A 16018-nucleotide genomic window follows, 5' to 3' on the forward strand; every position below is an offset into this window, starting at 1 on the left:
CACGGACAAGCTCTGCCGTTCGCGAAGCTCAACCCGCGCTTAAGACCTTGCCAAGCCGTTTGATTGCCTGCTCCAGCGGGCGCTGGCCATCGCTGTAATCCTGCCAGGCCGATGATTTCGACAGCAGCGCCGGCACGGTGCGGATGGTGAAGCGTTTCGGGTCGAGATCGGATTTGACCTGGGCCCAGGTGAGCGGCATCGAGACGGTGGCGCCCGGCCGGGCGCGGGGCGACAACGGCGCGACAGCCGTCGCCATCCGGTCATTGCGGAGATAGTCGAGGAAGATGCGGCCGTTCCGCAGGCTCTTGGTCATCTTGATCAGATAGAGATCGGGATTGTCGCGCGCCATCTGCTGGCAGACGTCATGCGCGAAGCTCTTCGCCTGCGCCCAGGAAAGCGGCTTTCGTTTGTTGATCGCAAGCGGCGTGACGACGTGCAGGCCCTTGCCGCCTGTGGTCTTGCAGAAACTGACGAGACCCAGCGCGTCGAGACGGTCGCGCATTTCGCAGGCGGCGGCAACGACGGTGGAGAACGGCACGTCGGGGCCGGGGTCGAGGTCGAAGACGAGCCGGCCCGGCACCTCCGGTCTATGCGGTTGGCAATTCCAGGGATGCAGCTCGACGGCGCCGATCTGCGCGACGGCGGCCAGGCCCTCGACCCGGTCGATCTGCAGATAGGGTTTCTTGTCGCCGAAGACCTTGACCAGTTCGAGAAGGTTCGAGGTGCCGGGCATTGCATGGCGCTGAAAGAACTGCTCGCCACCCAGCCCATCCGGCGCGCGGATGATCGAACAGGGGCGCCCCTCGATATGCGCGATCATCCAGCCGCCGACGGCTTCATAATAGCGGGCGAGCTCCTCCTTGGTCACCGGTCTGCCGTCATTGGCATCCGGCCATAGCGGCTTGCCCGGACTGGAGATCATCACGCCCATGACCTCGGCTTTGGCGCCCTTTCGGCGAGCGCGCCTCGCCTCCACCTCGGCCGCCGGCTCCGGCACGTCGGTCTCGGCAGGCTTCGCTGGGTGTTCGGCCTTGACCTCCTTGGCCGGCTTGTCCTCACGCAGTCCCTTGAAGGCCGCCTGGCGGACGATGCCGTCGGCGGTCCAGCCGGCGAACTCGATTTCCGCCACCAGCTTGGGCTTCAGCCAGGTGACCTCGGCCTCCTTCTTCGGTGCGCCGATGCCGGTGAAGGGCGATTTCGCTGCCTCGAGCGCCTGCAGCTTCGGCAGCAGCATTTCCACTTTCTTCGCGCCATATCCCGTGCCGACGCGGCCGACATAGACGAAGTGGTCGCCGCGGTAGACGCCGACCAGCAGCGATCGGAATTTGCCGTTGGTCTTGGCATAGGCGCCGATCACCACTTCGTGGCCGGCGCGGCATTTCGACTTCGCCCAGCTGTCGGTGCGGCCGGATTGATAGGGTGCATCGCCCTGTTTGGAGACGATGCCTTCCAGCGACAGTTTGCAGGCAGAGCGCAGGACCGCATCGCCGCCGGTCTCGAAATGCTCGACGAAACGGATCCGAGGCTCATCGCCGGCCTCCGACAGCAGGCTTTGCAGCCGCGCCTTGCGCTCGACGACAGGCAGAGATCGCAGGTCCTCGTCCCCCTCATAAAGAAGATCGAAGGCGAAATAGACGAGATCGCCGGTCCTGCCTTCCGAAATGGCGGCCTGCAGGGCGGCGAAATCCGGCACGCCATGGTCGTCGAGAGCGCAAATCTCACCGTCGATGATGGCGTCGGGCAGCGCCGATGCCGCCTCGGCGATCTCCGGATATTTGCCGGTCCAGTCGAGCCCCTTCCGGGTCTTCAGCGTCACCTCGCCCGCGAGTATGCGCATCTGGATACGGTAGCCGTCGAACTTGATCTCGTGGATCCAGCCCTCGCCGGACGGCGGCCGCTCCAGGGTCTGGCAAAGTTGTGGCGCGATGAAATCCGGGAGGTCGATCCTTGCCGCCGTTTTCGGCGTCCTGCCGGCCCGCCCCTCCGCCTTCCGTTCTTCGGCGGCCAGCCCGTGATTGCTGTCCCAGACGGCATCCGCCTTGATGTCGCCGCCCTTCATCATGAACGGCTTCGGCTTGCGGCCCTTGCCGGCGGCGATCGCCTCCATCGTCCGGCCGGAGGCGACGGAGGTGTCGTTTTCCTCCAGGACGGCTGCGCCATCCTCCTCGACCGAGAAGGCGTCGTGGTGCTTGATCAGCAGCCAGTTGGTTCGCTTGCCGCCGTCGCGGTCATTGCGCATGCGCACCAGCACGAAGCTGCCGTGCAGCCTCTCGCCTTCCAGGGTGAACTTGAAGTCGCCCTTGGCGAGCGCCTGCTGCGGGCTCTTCTTTCCCTCGGGCTCCCAATAGCCGCGGTCCCACAACATCACCGTGCCGCCGCCATACTGGCCCTTCGGGATCGTGCCTTCGAAGTCGCCATAATCGAGCGGGTGATCTTCCACTTCGACGGCCAGCCGTTTGTCGTGCGGATCGAGCGATGGGCCTTTGGTCACGGCCCAGGATTTGAAGACGCCGTCGAGCTCGAGCCGCAGGTCGTAATGCAGCCGGGTGGCGTCATGTTTCTGGATGACGAAGCGGCGGCGGTTGCTGCGCGCGATCTGCTTCTCGCCGCTCGGCTCCGCCGTCTTTCGAAAATCGCGCTTCGATCGATATGTCGAGAGGTTGTCACTGGCCATGGTCGTTCCCGCAAGCCGCATCCAAAGCACGGAATGCCGGCCGGCGGCCGGAAGTTCCATGATGGCCTTCTCCAGCTCAAATATTGGCTACAACTGCGCCAAAGCCAGGCCCCGCCTTATCAAAAACGAGCCGAACCTCGATTGTCGGCGGCGGGAGGCGGCGAGGATCGATGAAAAATTCTCCGGCTCGCCGCATCGTTCTCACGTGTCAAACGTTAATTGCTACCACAGGGATGCAAACATGCGCGTTGATCAATGGCTCTCTCTTCTCGTCATCGCGCTGATGATGGGCGCCTTCGTATGGGGGCGCTATCGATATGATATCGTCGCCGTCAGCTCTCTGCTCGTGGCAGTCATCGTCGGCATCGTGCCTGCCAAAACCGCCTTTTCCGGTTTTGCCGATGACATTGTCATCATTGTCGGCAGCGCGCTCATCGTCAGTGCGGCAATCTCCCGGTCGGGGATCATGGATCTCACATTGCGCCGATTTTCTCCGGAAAGACGCGGGCCACGCATGCAGCTGATCATTCTGGTCGCCATCGTCGCCGCGCTCTCGGCTTTCGTCAAAAATATCGGCGCATTGGCGATCATGATTCCGGTTGCCGTGCAGATGGCGCGGAAATCCCGCGTGTCGCCGTCCATGTTCCTGATGCCGATGTCTTTCGCCTCTCTGCTTGGAGGGCTGATGACGCAGATCGGCACATCGCCGAATATCATCGTTTCCCGGGTGCGTGAGGAGATCACCGGGCAGCCGTTCACAATGTTCGACTATACGCCTGTCGGCCTGACGCTCGCGGTCACAGGCGTCGTCTTCCTGGGGCTGTTCTACAAGCTGCTTCCCGAGAGATCGCGGGTGGAAACGTCGATGGACGAGGCGGTGGCGATCAAGAATTACACGACCGAAGCCAAGGTCGTCACGCCGTCGGCGGCGATCGGCCGGTCCGTCAGCTGGCTGCAGAAACCGGCCGGCGGCGATGCGATGGTGACCGCGATCATCGGCGGCAGCGGCCAGAGACGAACGCCTCTTCCCGACACCGTGATTAGGGATGGCGACCTTCTGATTATCGAGGGGGAGCAGAGCGCCCTCGACAAGATCGTCAGCGAAGCCAGGCTTCAATTGTCCGATCGTAAACACGAGCCCGAGATGCGCCGGGACATCAGTTCCGTCGAAGCCATTGTCGGCGAACATTCCCGCCTGATCGGCGTCAGCGCCAAAGACGTCGCCCTCTTCCACAACACCGGCCTCAACCTTCTCGCCGTCAGCCGCCGGGACAGGCGCATCACCGAGCGTCTCGGCGAGATCAAGATCCGCAATGGCGACGTCGTGGTCTTGCAGGGCGACTTGCAGAAGCTGCCGGATCTTTTGCGCGAATGGGGTTGCCTGCCGCTGGTCGAACGGGATTTGAAGCTCGGCAATGCCCGCAACGGCATGATTCCCGTCATGATCCTGCTGGCGACGATGGCGGCGACGGCCTTTGGCGGCATTCCCGTGGCGACGGCATTTTTCGCCGCCGCCTTTCTGATGGTGATGACCGGATCCATTCCGGTACGTGAGGTCTATCATCATCTCGATGCTCCCATCCTGATCATGCTGGCCGCTCTCATCCCGATCAGCGATTCGCTCCGAACCACCGGAACGACCGAGATCATCGCCGACCTCCTGTCGCGCACCGCCGAAATGCTGCCGCCATTCGGCGCCCTGGCTCTCATCCTGGTTGCGGCCATGGCCGTGACGCCGTTTTTGAACAATGCGGCGACCGTTCTGGTCATGGCGCCGATCGCCGCGACCTTTGCCGCCAAGCTGGGCTTTCGCCCCGATGCCTTTCTGATGGCGGTGGCCATAGGCGCCGGCTGTGATTTCCTCACGCCGATCGGCCACCAGTGCAACACGCTGGTGATGGGGCCGGGCGGATATCGATTTGGCGACTATGCGCGATTGGGCCTGCCGCTCTCGCTCATCGTCGTGCTGGTCAGCGTGCCGGCCCTGCTGGCCGTCTGGCCGATCTGAGCTAGTGCATTCGGCCCACGCCGCGCGGCAATTCAGGCTGCGCCGATGGCGCAGCCTTGCAGTGTTACTTCCACTGCGTCGCGTCGGCGGCAGCGCAGCCCAAAGGCGGCAGGGAACCGGAAAAGGTGGTTTTCAGCTTGGCGCAGCCCCAGCTGTTGATCGGGCCGGGCATGGCATTGTTGAGGGTGATGCCGATTTCATCATAGGGGCTGTCGGTGTTGCTGACATAGCGATACCAGCGGAAGCCGGTAAAGACGACGACGGCCAGAGCGACGACCAGCAGCAGGCGAAGCAATTTTCTCATTATATTTCCTTTAAGTGCAGACGCTGCCGTTTAGCACTCCGATGTCGAAGCCGAAAGCTCCGGCCGGATCAGGACGCTGCGGCGTCTTTTGCGCGTCCTGAAAAGCTGAGCGTGCTGTGGTAGCAATCTGAAAAATACCGGGCGCAATCGATTCTTTGACGGGATCTGCAATGACCATCGAAGCGGCACGCAATCCGCATCCCATCTATTTCATCGGCGCTTTTGCGACCGGTGGGCTCCTCACCTTCATGGTGCATCTCAATGGGGAGCTGGCGCGCTACGCCAATCCGCTGTTCTCATCCTGGACCGCTCACGGCACAGGCATGGTCGCTGCCGTCATCCTTCTTCTGGCGCTCTACCGCCGGCGCACGCCGATGGCGGGAAAAACCCCCAGAGCGCCCTTGTGGGCCTATCTCGGCGGCGTATCCGGCGCCGCAACGGTCATTTTGACCTCGACAGCGGTCAACTCGCCGCTCGGGCTCTCCGGCACCTTGGCTTTGGGTCTGGCAGGTCAGGTCGCTTTCAGCCTGGCGGCCGACAGTTGGGGACTGTTCGGCCTGCCGAAGCGACGCCCGGATCTCCAAGACATCGTCGCGCTCGGCCTGGTCGTCACCGGCGGCGCACTCATTATCCTGTTCGGGCGAGGTGGAGCGTGACGATATTCGTTCTCCTCGCCTGCCTCGGCGGCGTGCTCGTCGGCCTCAGCCGTCAGCTCAATGGGCGGCTGAGCATCTCCACCACGCCGCTGATCGCATCCTTCTGGAACCATGCCGTCGGCTTTGCCGTCCTCACCTGCCTCGGTCTTTTTGTCGGGGGCCTGCTTCCCGCCGGTGCCGCCCAAGCGCCATGGTATATTTATCTCGGTGGTCCGATCGGCGTCATCTTCGTGGCGGCAGGCAGCTGGGCGATTGCGCGCATCGGCGCGGTCAATGCGGCACTGCTGATCATTGGCGGCCAGATGGTAACCGGGGTGGCGTTCGATTATCTCAGCGCCGTTCCAACCTCGTTCTGGGCGAACGCGACCGGAATTGTTCTGATCGTCGGCGGAATGATGGTCAGCCGCAGGCGACGCAAAAGCGGCGGCTCGCAATAGCCGCTAGCAATTCTGCCTGAGTTAGAGGCCGCGGATATTCTCGGAATTTACAGGCTGGTTCGTTCGTCAAGGGTGGAAAGAGCATCCTGCAGTCTGAGTGCCGCCAGTGCCTTCGTCGCCTCATCCGAAGACCATCCGGCTTCCAGCGCCGCGGCCAGCACCAGCGATTCCGTTTGCAGCTCGAGCTTCTCGTAAAGCGGCTCAAGGGCCTCGCGCGCCGTGACAAGATGCTGGTCCGGTGGGGTGATGGATGTCGCAGCAACCGTAGGCATGAATGCTCCTCCTTTTGAACGCTAAGGTTCGAAACCCAATGACAGGCATCCTTGTTCCGTGCACATCGCATTTTGGCCTAAGCATCGATGACAGAACGTATTCTGACATCCCGACGGTCGGCACTTCGCTGTTTGAGGCCGTCTCCAGCGTCGAGCGAAAACCTTCGCCCGATTAAAAGCCAGCAGACAGGCTACCGCATAATTGCTTAAATCGGAAGCGGCTTGAGGATTGTGCTGCGATTCAGGCCGTTACAGCGCTCTTTGCGCGTCAATGCGATCACCGACCGCGCTCTTCCATCGGCCGGCCGCAGATAGCTGGGCGAGGAATGCCCTCCCCGCCCGCCGATCATTCAAGGCACTCCTCAGGCGAGGTATTTCGTGAACCAGTCGACCGTTCGCTGCCAGGCGAGCTTGGCTGCCGCTTCGTCGTAGCGTGGCGTGGAATCGTTGTGGAAGCCGTGGTTGACGTCGGGATAGATATAGGCCTCGTAGGTTTTTCCGGCTGATTTCAGCGCCGCTTCATAGGCCGGCCAGCCTTCGTTGATGCCCTTGTCGAGCCCGGCATAATGGAGAAGCAGGGGCGCCTTGATCTTCGGCACGTCCTCGGCGCGCGGCTGCCTGCCGTAGAACGGCACGGCGGCGGCAAGTTCGGGATAGGCGACCGCCGCGGCATTGGCGACGCCGCCGCCGTAGCAGAAACCGGTGATGCCGACCTTGCCGGTGGTGAGGTCGCTCTTCATCAGAAATTCGACGGCGGCGAAGAAGTCGTTCATCAGTTTCTCCGGGTCGACCTTCTGCTGCAGCTCCTTGCCTTTTTCGTCGTTGCCGGGGTAGCCGCCGACCGAGGTCAGTCCATCCGGCGCCAGCGCGATGAAACCGGCCTTTGCCACACGCCGCGCCACATCCTCGATATAGGGGTTGAGGCCTCTGTTCTCGTGCACGACCACCACGGCCGCGACTTTGCCGGCGGCTTTTGCGGGGCGGACGAGATAGGCGCGAACGTCTCCATTTCCTTTCGGCGAGGGATAGGTGATGTATTCCGCTGATATGTCGGGATCGGTGAACTCCACCTGGGTCGCCAGCGCATAATCGGGGCTGAGGGAGGCCAGAATGGCGGCTGCCGTTACGCCGCCGACGGCGAATTTGGCGGCCCGGTCGAGAAACTCGCGCTTGGTGATTCTCCCATGCGCGTAGTAATCGTAGAGTTCGAGAAGTTCCTGCGGGAAATCCTTGGCTGTCATGCGGGTCATGATGGCTCCTCCTGGCCTCGGGTTCTCGGATCATCCTACACACGTAAACTCGCGGTTCTTTTCAACATTTCGCGAGATGAGCGTGAGGCCCGAATTCGCCTGCCGCCTCAGGCGCGTGCCGGCGTTTCCATGCTGTAATCGAGGTCCGGCCGGTCGCGGCGCACAATCGGCAGCCGCCTACCGATCTATGAAAATAAATTTCATATTCACGCTGTGAGGCCCGTTTTCTATTGACGCCTCTCGTTTTTTGTCCCAACTTAAAGAAAATAAATTACCTAAATTGGGAACCTGATCGGCATGAAAGTGGGAATCATCGGGCTCGGATTCCGGCTCGGCTATCTCGGCTACGTCTTCAAAGCGATCGATAGCAGCTTCGACATTGTCGGCTATGTGGATCCGGAACCCGCCGGGCTTCCAGGATTGACGGAAAAGGGAATCTCGGTCGGCAAGGCCTATGGCTCGCCGGAAGAGCTGCTCGCTTCCGAAAAGCTCGATCTCTTGATGATCGGCTCCCCCAATCACCTGCATCTCGGCCATATCAGGCTCGGGCTTGAGGCCGGTCTCAAGGTCTTCTGCGAAAAACCGATCGTTACCACGATTGCCGAAAGCATCGAGCTGGCGCATCTGATGGCGAAGTTCGGCCATGAGCGGCTGATGGTCGGCCTAGTGCTGCGCTATTCGCCTCTCTACAAGGATCTGCGCGCCATCCAGGCCGCGGGCAAACTCGGCCAGATCGTCTCGATCGAGGCGTCCGAACATATCGAGCCCTATCACGGTGCCTTCTTCATGCGCGACTGGCGCCGCTACGAGCGCTATTCCGGCAGCTTCATGCTGGAGAAATGCTGCCACGACCTCGACCTCTATAATGGTGTTGTCGGCGCAAGGCCGGAGCGCGTCGCCAGTTTCGGCGGCCGCAAGAGCTTCACTCCGGCCAACGACCCGGCACGCGAGGGCATCAACGATCTCGAGCTTTTCCATCGCAAGCCGAGCGGCTGGATGGGCTCGGACAAGGTCTTCGACAGCGATGCCGATATCATCGACTATCAGGTGGCGATCGTCGAATATGAAAATGGCGTCGGCATGAATTTTCACACCAATCTGAACGTGCCCGACCAGTTCCGCCGTTTCGCCATCATGGGATCGCGCGGCATGGCCGAAGGCGATTTCGTGCGCGGCTATCTCGATGTGCACGAGCAGCTGACCGGCAACAAGGTGGTGGAAAACAAATATGCCGCCACCGAGCTCTCCCAGCATTATGGCGCCGACGAACAGATGGCGAGCGATCTCTTGGAAAGCGTGCGCACCGGGCTCGAACTTCCCGTTTCCACGCTGAACGCGCTCGAAGCCGGCATTCTGGCGCTCGCGATGGACGAAGCGAGGATGAAGAAAACCGTCGTCGATCTCAGACCCATCTGGGACCGCTTCGATGAGGCCCTTCACGCAAGAGCGGCTTGAGGACGGCGGCAAGATGAGTGTTCAAAGAAGCGCCTTCATCTTCGCCTGGATCCTCCTCCTTCCGGCCGTTCTCTATGTTCTCGCCATCGTCGCCTATCCCCTCGTCGATACCTTCATCCTCTCCTTCACCGACGCATCGCTGAAGAAGACCACCAATTGGGTCGGCTGGGTCAATTACCAGAAGATCTTCAACGCCACCTTTGCGGAGGTCATCTTCCGCACCTTCATCTGGACCTTCTTCTCTGTTGCGCTGAAAATGGTGATCGGCACCTTCGGCGCGACGATGCTGAATGCCGCGGTGCCCGGCCGCTCGCTGTTCCGGCTCTTGACCATGCCGCCCTGGATCGTGCCGATGGCGATCGGCATCTTCATGTGGGGCTGGATGTATAACGGCCAGTTCGGGATGATATCGGGCGTCTTGCAGCGCTTCGGCCTGGTCGACGGCCCGGTCGCCTTCCTCGCCTATGGCAGCACCGCCTTCTGGGCGACCATCGTCACCGACGTGTGGATCGGCGTGCCGCTGGTGACGATCTATTTCCTGGCGGCGATCCAGTCGATCCCGAAGGATCTCTACGAGGCCGCCTGGACCGACGGCGCCGGCCGCTGGTACCGCTTCCGCCGCATCACCCTGCCGCTGATGGTGCCCGCGATCATCACCATGTCGATGCTGTCCTTGATCGCCACCTTCAACTCGTTCGACATCATCTGGATCCTGACCCAGGGCGGCCCGAGCGGCGAGACGACGACGATGATCATCGACACCTATCAGACCGCCATCGGCTCGAAGAAATACGGTGAAGGGGCGGCGCGCGCCGTGCTGATCTGCATCTTCCTGTCGCTCTTCTGCTTTGCCTATTTCCGCGTCACCCGCCGCCTCAACCCGGAGAAGCGCGCATGAGCAGCCCGGCCATGATCGACCGTTACCGCTGGTGGGAAATCATCCTGATCTATTGCGGCATCGCGCTGTTTCTGTTCTTCGTGCTGGCGCCCTTCTTCGAAGGCTTCATGGTATCGTTGAAGCCGCTCAGCCAGCTCTTTTCCTCGCCCTACCGCTTCTGGCCGGAGAACGGCTCCTTCGAAGCCTACCGGACGATGTGGGTCAGCGTGCCGGGTTTCGGGCGCTATATCTTCAACTCCTTCTTCATCTCGATCATCGTCACGCTGATCGTGCTCTGCCTCGTCATTCCGGCGGCCTATGCCTTCGCCAAGTTCGAATTCAAGGGCATGGGCATCCTGCTCGGCGCCTTCCTGACGGTGAACATGTTCTCCGGCGCCGTGCTTCTGATCCCGCTCTTCCGGCTGATGCGCAGCATGGGCGTGCTCAACACCTATCTCGCCATGATCGTGCCCGGTGTCGCCTTCCTGATCCCCTCGGCGATCTGGCTGCTGCGCACCTATATGATCCGCATTCCGCAGGAGCTCAACGAAGCGGCCTATATGGATGGCGCCAGCCATTTCTACACGCTGCGCCGCGTCATCCTGCCGATTGCGATGCCGGGGATCATCGTCGTCGCCATCACCACCTTCATCGGCGCTTACGCCCAGCAATTCATCTTCGCGCTGACCTTCAACTCGAAGACCGAATACATGCCCCTTCCGGTGGGTCTCTTTGCTTACTTCGGCAAGCAGGAGGTCATCTGGAACGAACTGATGGCGGCTTCCTTCGTCGGCATCGCGCCGGCGATGGTCGTCATCTTCTTCCTTCAGCGCTACCTTGTCGGCGGGCTGACCGCCGGTGCGGTGAAACAATAAGATCAAAAAACGAGTGAACAGCTAACACAAGAACGGGAGTCACGACGTGAGCATAACAATCAAGACAGGCCTTATGGCCCTCGCTTTGCTTGGTTCGACGGCATTGACCGCGGTCACTGCCCATGCGGCCGACAAGGAAATCAGCTGGATCTATTGCGGCGACACGATCGACCCGGTCCACGTCAAATACATCAAGCAGTGGGAAGAAAAGAACGCAGGCTGGAAGATCGCGCCTGAAGTCGTCGGCTGGGCGCAGTGCCAGGACAAGGCGACGACGCTGGCCGCCGCCGGCACGCCGGTTGCCATGGCCTATGTCGGCTCGCGCACGCTGAAGGAATTCGCGCAGAACGATCTTATCGTTCCGGTGCCGATGACCGATGACGAGAAGAAGACCTATTACCCCCACATCGTCGACACGGTGACCTTCGAGGGCAACCAGTGGGGCGTTCCGATCGCCTTCTCCACCAAGGCGCTTTACTGGAACAAGGATCTCTTCAAGCAGGCCGGCCTTGACCCCGAGAAGCCGCCGAAGACCTGGGCCGAAGAAATCGAGATGGCAAAGACCATCAAGGAAAAGACCGGCATTCCGGGCTTCGGTCTCTCCGCCAAGACCTTCGACAACACCATGCACCAGTTCATGCATTGGGTTTACACCAACAATGGCGCGGTGACCGATGCCGAAGGCAAGGTCACGCTCGACAGCCCGCAGATCCTCGCTGCGCTGAAGGCCTATAAGGACATCGTCCCCTACTCCGAAGAAGGCCCGACCGCCTATGAGCAGAACGAAGTCCGCGCCATCTTCCTCGACGGCAAGGTGGCGATGATCCAGGCCGGCTCTGGTGCCGCCGACCGCCTGAAGAAGACGCAGATCAGCTGGGGCATTACGACGCTGCCGCTCGGCCCCGACGCCAAGGGCCCGGGCACGCTGCTGATCACCGACAGCCTGGCGATCTTCAAGGGCTCCGGCGTCGAGGACAAGGCGACCGAGTTCGCCAAGTTCATCACCTCGCCCGATGTCCAGTCGGAATACGAGCTGCAGGGCGGCGCCGGCCTCACCCCGCTGCGTCCCTCGAAGAAGGTCGACGAGTTCGTCGCCAAGGACCCCTACTGGAAGCCGCTCATCGAGGGCATCAGCTATGGTGGTCCCGAGCCGCTCTTCACCGACTATAAGGGCTTCCAGAACTCGATGATCGAGATGATCCAGTCGGTCGTGACAGGCAAGGCCGAACCGGAAGCCGCACTCAAGAAGGCCGCCGGCGAAATCGAAGCCTTCAAGTAAGCCTTTTTGAGGCTCTCCCTGGGGTCGCGGCACAAGCCGCGGCCCCTCCCCTCTATCGAATGTGCGACGAAGACCGCCGGCGGAGACAGATTTTTGGGACAGCTCCTTCTCAACAAAGTTCAGAAATTCTACGGCGATTACGAAGTTCTGAAGGGCGTGCAGCTCGAGGTGAGGAATGGCGAGTTCGTCGTCTTCGTCGGGCCGTCCGGCTGCGGCAAATCCACCCTGTTGCGGATGATCGCCGGCCTCGATGCGACGACGGCGGGCGACATCGTCATCAATGGCGTCAGGGTCAACGACCTGCCGCCGGTCAAGCGCGGCATCGCCATGGTGTTCCAGTCCTACGCGCTCTATCCGCACATGACCGTCTTCGAAAACATCGCCTTCCCGCTGCGCGTCGAAAAGATGGAAGAGGCAAAGCTCAAGGCCAGGGTTGAGAACGCGGCGCGCATCCTGCACCTCGAAGAGCGGCTGCAGCAGAAGCCCGGCATGCTCTCCGGCGGCCAGCGCCAGCGCGTCGCGATCGGCCGCGCCATCGTGCGCGAACCGAAGATATTCCTGTTCGACGAGCCGCTGTCCAACCTCGACGCAGCACTGCGCGCCGACATGCGCATCGAGCTTGCCAAGCTGCACCGGCAGCTGAAGGCGACGATGATCTATGTCACGCACGACCAAGTCGAAGCGATGACGATGGCCGACCGCATCGTCGTGCTCGACGCCGGCAATATCTCGCAAACCGGCGCGCCGCTGGAGCTTTACCACAAGCCCGCCAACCAGTTCGTCGCCGGCTTCATCGGCAACCCGAAAATGAATTTCCTGCCCGTCACCTGCAAGAGCGTCAGCGCCGCCGGCGTGGAGGTGGAATATCGCGGCCAGACCGCCCTCCTGCCGGTGACGCCGCGCGACGGCATATCAGGCAAGACCCTGACGCTCGGCATCCGCCCGGAGCATATCCAGCTCAACGGCGGCGACATCGTCTTTACCGTGGCGCCCACGGTCATCGAACGCCTCGGCGCCAATACGGTCGCCTATGCCTCGCTCAACGGCGAGGCCGAGAACTTCTGCGCCATGCTCCCCGGCAGCGTCGGCATCCGCGCGGATGCGCCTGTGGCCACCGGCATCAACGCTGCGGACTGCCATCTCTTCGACGAGGCAGGCATTGCGTTTGAGCGGTGCGTGGAACTGACGGAGATCGACATGAACGTGATCAACCCGACGGCGGCATGAACAAGTGGCTCTGTGTCGGTAGTTCGTCCTGCTGGTCAGGGATGCTCACCCAGCATAGGCGAAATAAACCTTACCTCGACCCGGATCAACGATCGTCACACTGCCGCCCTGTCCGTAGGAATAAAACGATCCACTTGATTGGATCGATTGGTTGGCTTCGTGGTCACGCCCTTCTTCAATCGGGATCGTGAAGCCATACTTTTCCAGGTATTCGAATATTGTGGGAGGGTGGTGCTTAGGAAGCTCTGTTGCCATCATACCCGGATCACGGTCGTAGGGATGCCATTTGGCTATCGCTGTTTCGTCGCTACTGTCGTCGACCGGTGTTTCACGCCACGCTCCTTTTACTCCCGAAAGAATATCGCCCAGCTGACTCCCCTGTTTCCGTGCCCAGTCTGCGCTGTCATCGGTTAGCCGATAGACAACGAAGCCGGTCTCGTTGTCGCCGGGCATGAAACCGACACCCCAAGATTCTTCCAGGCGGTATTCGATCTCCGCCACTTCGAGCGGTTCGGGAACGCGTGCGAGAACGTGGTGTCGCTCCCCAATTTTAGTGGCAACGTAGGGGAATGCGATAACCCCCAGACCAAGAGCGATGATGAGACCTCTCAGAACCAATTGGTTAGGCTGTGTCCGCCGCCAGATGCTGCGCAAGCCAAGAAAGAGGGCAGCTATAGTGGCTATGAGCAGCAGGACGCAAATGGCGAGTCCACCCAATATGGCAGCGAAAAAATTCATACGTGCTCGGAGGTCGTCGAGGAGATGATTGGAATTCTCGAAGGGTGTGCGGACATTGAATTTGTGTATGCCTAGCAACGTTCGACAACGGTGGCAACGTCCGCCCTTAACGCGGCCAAGTTATGCGCCGTGCGCACGCGTGCAACTGCGGCCTTATGGCCCGCGCAACGTAATTCGACTGTCTGCGCCGGCTTCATAGAGGGCAGGGTTATTTGCTTCTATAGACAGCTATGAATTGAATGATATAGCTGAAGATCACCTGCAAGGATTACGACGATGGCCGATATTGATGACGACATTTTAGATGCCTATGGCGAGGTGTCTGAATCTGAATTGGCCATTGGCGACCGCGATTTTCAGGAAATGGTAGTCGCACCGACCGACTGGACGATAAGTGTTCTGACCGATCTTCTGGACAGGCAGATTATCGACCTCGCGCCGAACTACCAGCGGCGTGTGGCCTGGACTGAAGACAAGATGTCAAAGTTCATTGAGAGCCTGTTTCTTCGCCTGCCCGTACCGCAAATCGTTCTTGCCGAAACGCGCCCGGGCAGATTTGCGGTTATCGACGGCAAGCAACGCCTTAACTCCATTGCCCGTTTCTGCGCCGACAAGCGACGGCCGTTGCGGTTGAAGAACTGCGAATATCGTGAAGACCTTGAGGGCTTGACGTACGATGAAATGCTGAAACGTGATGATCTTGCCGACGCCGTTGGGGCTTTTCAGTCGCACACAGTTCGGACTATCGTCATTAAAAACTGGCGGTCGAGTGAGTTGGTCTACCTGCTGTTCCTCCGCCTCAACCAAAACAGTGTGCCTTTGTCGTCACAGGAGTTGCGTCGTGCACTTTATCCGGGCGAGTTTATGACTTGGCTGGACGAGCAAACGACCAACTCACCAGGGATGAGGCTGATTTTTGCGCAGGTTCCCGATTTTCGAATGCGTGACATGGAAGTGGCCCTGCGTCATCTGGCGTTCGACATGTACGGGGCCTCGTATCGCGGTAACCTCAAGAAGTTTTTGGACGGCGTGACAAACGACCTCACCTCTCACTTCCGCCCGCGTCGCGCCCAGCTTGAAGATGCATGGCTTCGATATGAACGCGCGATAGAAACGACGTTCGATATCTTTGGCGAGAATGCCTATCGAATCTGGCAGAACGAGCGCTTCCAGCCCGCCCGTAACCGCGCGGTCATGGACATAATGAATTACTATTTTGCCGACCCAAGCACTGCTGAAGCGGCGCTCCCTCATGCACAGGCCCTGCAAGGGGGCTTCAAAGACCTGTGCGAGGGCAATGCGGAGTTTGTGCGGGCGCTCCAAAGCTCAACAAAAACTGAGGCGGCTACGGCCCTTCGTTTTGAAGCGTGGGGGCACTCCCTGAACAATGTGATAGGCGCTGCCGTCCGTCCTTACCCTTCTGACGAATATCAGATTGGTTAGCCTATATGCCGTCTCCGGAGCTTCAGCAATTGGTAGCTCGGTTGCAGCATCTTGTAGCCACGCTACCCGCTACCCCGATCATTCCCACTCCGTGGACGCAGGCTGAGGCCGATTTGATTTCCGCTTTTGCTGTCTTTGGTGCAGCCGCATGCGAGCACTACATTGAAGAGCGTTGTGGCAAGATTTCTCAGGAAGCGTATCAGAAGTTCTACAATGCACGAAAACTTGGTCGCGTCGCGAAGCACCTCTGCATCACACCTTTTGTGAATTTTCCCGCTGACAACACCGACAGGGACGCGTTGAAAGCTGTCTTGGGAAGTCCCGGATTCATGGTTCAGATCAAGAAGAGTTACGCCGCTACCGCAAGCGTCGAACTCGAGAGACTGCTAAAACGGAGCGAAATACAGTACAAAAAGGCGCTGAAAGACAATCACGGCATCGGCGTAAGACACTATTTCAAGCTTCTAGGCTCCATCGGAGTCAACGTCGGTGCATTCGATGTCGATTTCGTAAATGGCCTTCA

Annotated in this window: 14 protein-coding genes; 9 read left to right on the plus strand and 5 right to left on the minus strand. The window is 60.3% G+C overall.

Features of this window, described 5'->3' with window-relative positions; translation table 11 throughout:
• Positions 1–28: 28 nt before the first annotated feature.
• Positions 29–2674, minus strand: coding sequence for a DNA ligase D (ligD, locus tag RHEC894_RS28075; RefSeq protein ID WP_085740146.1), 2646 nt, complete (start codon positions 2672–2674; stop codon positions 29–31).
• Positions 2675–2915: 241 nt separating this feature from the next.
• On the opposite strand from ligD, the gene RHEC894_RS28080 reads away from it, so the two are divergent.
• On the plus strand, positions 2916–4682 hold the full coding sequence (locus RHEC894_RS28080) for an SLC13 family permease (protein WP_085740147.1): 1767 nt from the start codon (positions 2916–2918) through the stop codon (positions 4680–4682).
• Positions 4683–4746: 64 nt separating this feature from the next.
• On the opposite strand, the gene RHEC894_RS28085 is transcribed toward RHEC894_RS28080, so the two are convergent.
• Positions 4747–4986 carry a hypothetical protein gene (locus tag RHEC894_RS28085; RefSeq protein ID WP_085739983.1) on the minus strand — a complete coding sequence of 80 codons (240 nt, stop codon included), beginning with the start codon at positions 4984–4986 and terminating at the stop codon, positions 4747–4749.
• Between the two features lie 170 nt (positions 4987–5156).
• Here RHEC894_RS28085 and RHEC894_RS28090 point away from each other — a divergent pair, with 170 nt between their 5' ends.
• On the plus strand, positions 5157–5642 hold the full coding sequence (locus RHEC894_RS28090; RefSeq protein ID WP_085739984.1) for a DMT family transporter: 486 nt from the start codon (positions 5157–5159) through the stop codon (positions 5640–5642).
• Positions 5639–6079 carry a DMT family transporter gene (locus RHEC894_RS28095; protein WP_010066180.1) on the plus strand — a complete coding sequence of 147 codons (441 nt, stop codon included), beginning with the start codon at positions 5639–5641 and terminating at the stop codon, positions 6077–6079. Before RHEC894_RS28090 ends, RHEC894_RS28095 begins: the two co-directional genes overlap by 4 nt.
• 47 nt (positions 6080–6126) lie before the next feature.
• Here RHEC894_RS28095 and RHEC894_RS28100 read toward each other — a convergent pair whose 3' ends face one another.
• Together RHEC894_RS28100 and yghX are read right to left on the minus strand one after the other, a co-directional pair.
• A complete protein-coding gene (locus tag RHEC894_RS28100; protein ID WP_049735827.1) occupies positions 6127–6351 on the minus strand; it encodes a hypothetical protein in 225 nt (74 codons plus the stop codon).
• A 362-nt stretch (positions 6352–6713) separates the two neighbouring features.
• Complete coding sequence (yghX, locus tag RHEC894_RS28105; protein WP_085739985.1) at positions 6714–7601, minus strand: YghX family hydrolase; 888 nt, start codon at positions 7599–7601, stop codon at positions 6714–6716.
• A gap of 297 nt (positions 7602–7898) precedes the next feature.
• Here yghX and RHEC894_RS28110 point away from each other — a divergent pair, with 297 nt between their 5' ends.
• The 5 genes from RHEC894_RS28110 (at position 7899) to ugpC (ending at position 13314) form a co-directional block, all read left to right on the plus strand.
• The gene (locus tag RHEC894_RS28110; RefSeq protein ID WP_085739986.1) at positions 7899–9056 is read left to right on the plus strand and encodes a Gfo/Idh/MocA family oxidoreductase; all 1158 of its coding nucleotides are present in this window, start codon (positions 7899–7901) and stop codon (positions 9054–9056) included.
• 13 nt (positions 9057–9069) lie between these two features.
• Positions 9070–9954, plus strand: coding sequence for a sugar ABC transporter permease (locus tag RHEC894_RS28115; protein ID WP_085740148.1), 885 nt, complete (start codon positions 9070–9072; stop codon positions 9952–9954).
• Positions 9951–10808 carry a carbohydrate ABC transporter permease gene (locus tag RHEC894_RS28120; RefSeq protein ID WP_049735831.1) on the plus strand — a complete coding sequence of 286 codons (858 nt, stop codon included), beginning with the start codon at positions 9951–9953 and terminating at the stop codon, positions 10806–10808. The genes RHEC894_RS28115 and RHEC894_RS28120 overlap by 4 nt, the downstream gene beginning before the upstream one ends.
• Before the next feature lie 73 nt (positions 10809–10881).
• Positions 10882–12087, plus strand: a complete 1206-nt coding sequence (locus tag RHEC894_RS28125) for an extracellular solute-binding protein (protein WP_085739987.1) — start codon at positions 10882–10884, stop codon at positions 12085–12087.
• Positions 12088–12180: 93 nt separating this feature from the next.
• Positions 12181–13314 (plus strand): sn-glycerol-3-phosphate ABC transporter ATP-binding protein UgpC, encoded by a 1134-nt coding sequence (gene ugpC / locus RHEC894_RS28130; protein WP_085739988.1) that lies wholly within the window; start codon positions 12181–12183, stop codon positions 13312–13314.
• A 45-nt stretch (positions 13315–13359) separates the two neighbouring features.
• Here ugpC and RHEC894_RS28135 read toward each other — a convergent pair whose 3' ends face one another.
• On the minus strand, positions 13360–14052 hold the full coding sequence (locus tag RHEC894_RS28135) for a hypothetical protein (protein WP_085739989.1): 693 nt from the start codon (positions 14050–14052) through the stop codon (positions 13360–13362).
• A gap of 276 nt (positions 14053–14328) precedes the next feature.
• Between RHEC894_RS28135 and RHEC894_RS28140 the strand changes: the two genes are divergently transcribed.
• A complete protein-coding gene (locus tag RHEC894_RS28140) occupies positions 14329–15495 on the plus strand; it encodes a DUF262 domain-containing protein (RefSeq protein ID WP_085739990.1) in 1167 nt (388 codons plus the stop codon).
• Positions 15496–16018: the final 523 nt, after the last annotated feature.

The organism is Rhizobium sp. CIAT894 (genome assembly GCF_000172795.2).
Taxonomy (GTDB): domain Bacteria; phylum Pseudomonadota; class Alphaproteobacteria; order Rhizobiales; family Rhizobiaceae; genus Rhizobium.

What these genes read in the sequence shown, in the direction of transcription:
- ligD (WP_085740146.1), bottom strand. Translation starts at nt 2,674, where the DNA reads ATGGCCAGTGACAACCTCTCGACATATCGATCGAAGCGCGATTTTCGA.
- RHEC894_RS28080 (WP_085740147.1), top strand. Translation starts at nt 2,916, where the DNA reads ATGCGCGTTGATCAATGGCTCTCTCTTCTCGTCATCGCGCTGATGATG.
- RHEC894_RS28085 (WP_085739983.1), bottom strand. Translation starts at nt 4,986, where the DNA reads ATGAGAAAATTGCTTCGCCTGCTGCTGGTCGTCGCTCTGGCCGTCGTC.
- RHEC894_RS28090 (WP_085739984.1), top strand. Translation starts at nt 5,157, where the DNA reads ATGACCATCGAAGCGGCACGCAATCCGCATCCCATCTATTTCATCGGC.
- RHEC894_RS28100 (WP_049735827.1), bottom strand. Translation starts at nt 6,351, where the DNA reads ATGCCTACGGTTGCTGCGACATCCATCACCCCACCGGACCAGCATCTT.
- yghX (WP_085739985.1), bottom strand. Translation starts at nt 7,601, where the DNA reads ATGACCCGCATGACAGCCAAGGATTTCCCGCAGGAACTTCTCGAACTC.
- RHEC894_RS28110 (WP_085739986.1), top strand. Translation starts at nt 7,899, where the DNA reads ATGAAAGTGGGAATCATCGGGCTCGGATTCCGGCTCGGCTATCTCGGC.
- RHEC894_RS28115 (WP_085740148.1), top strand. Translation starts at nt 9,070, where the DNA reads ATGAGTGTTCAAAGAAGCGCCTTCATCTTCGCCTGGATCCTCCTCCTT.
- RHEC894_RS28120 (WP_049735831.1), top strand. Translation starts at nt 9,951, where the DNA reads ATGAGCAGCCCGGCCATGATCGACCGTTACCGCTGGTGGGAAATCATC.
- RHEC894_RS28125 (WP_085739987.1), top strand. Translation starts at nt 10,882, where the DNA reads ATGGCCCTCGCTTTGCTTGGTTCGACGGCATTGACCGCGGTCACTGCC.
- RHEC894_RS28135 (WP_085739989.1), bottom strand. Translation starts at nt 14,052, where the DNA reads ATGAATTTTTTCGCTGCCATATTGGGTGGACTCGCCATTTGCGTCCTG.
- RHEC894_RS28140 (WP_085739990.1), top strand. Translation starts at nt 14,329, where the DNA reads ATGGCCGATATTGATGACGACATTTTAGATGCCTATGGCGAGGTGTCT.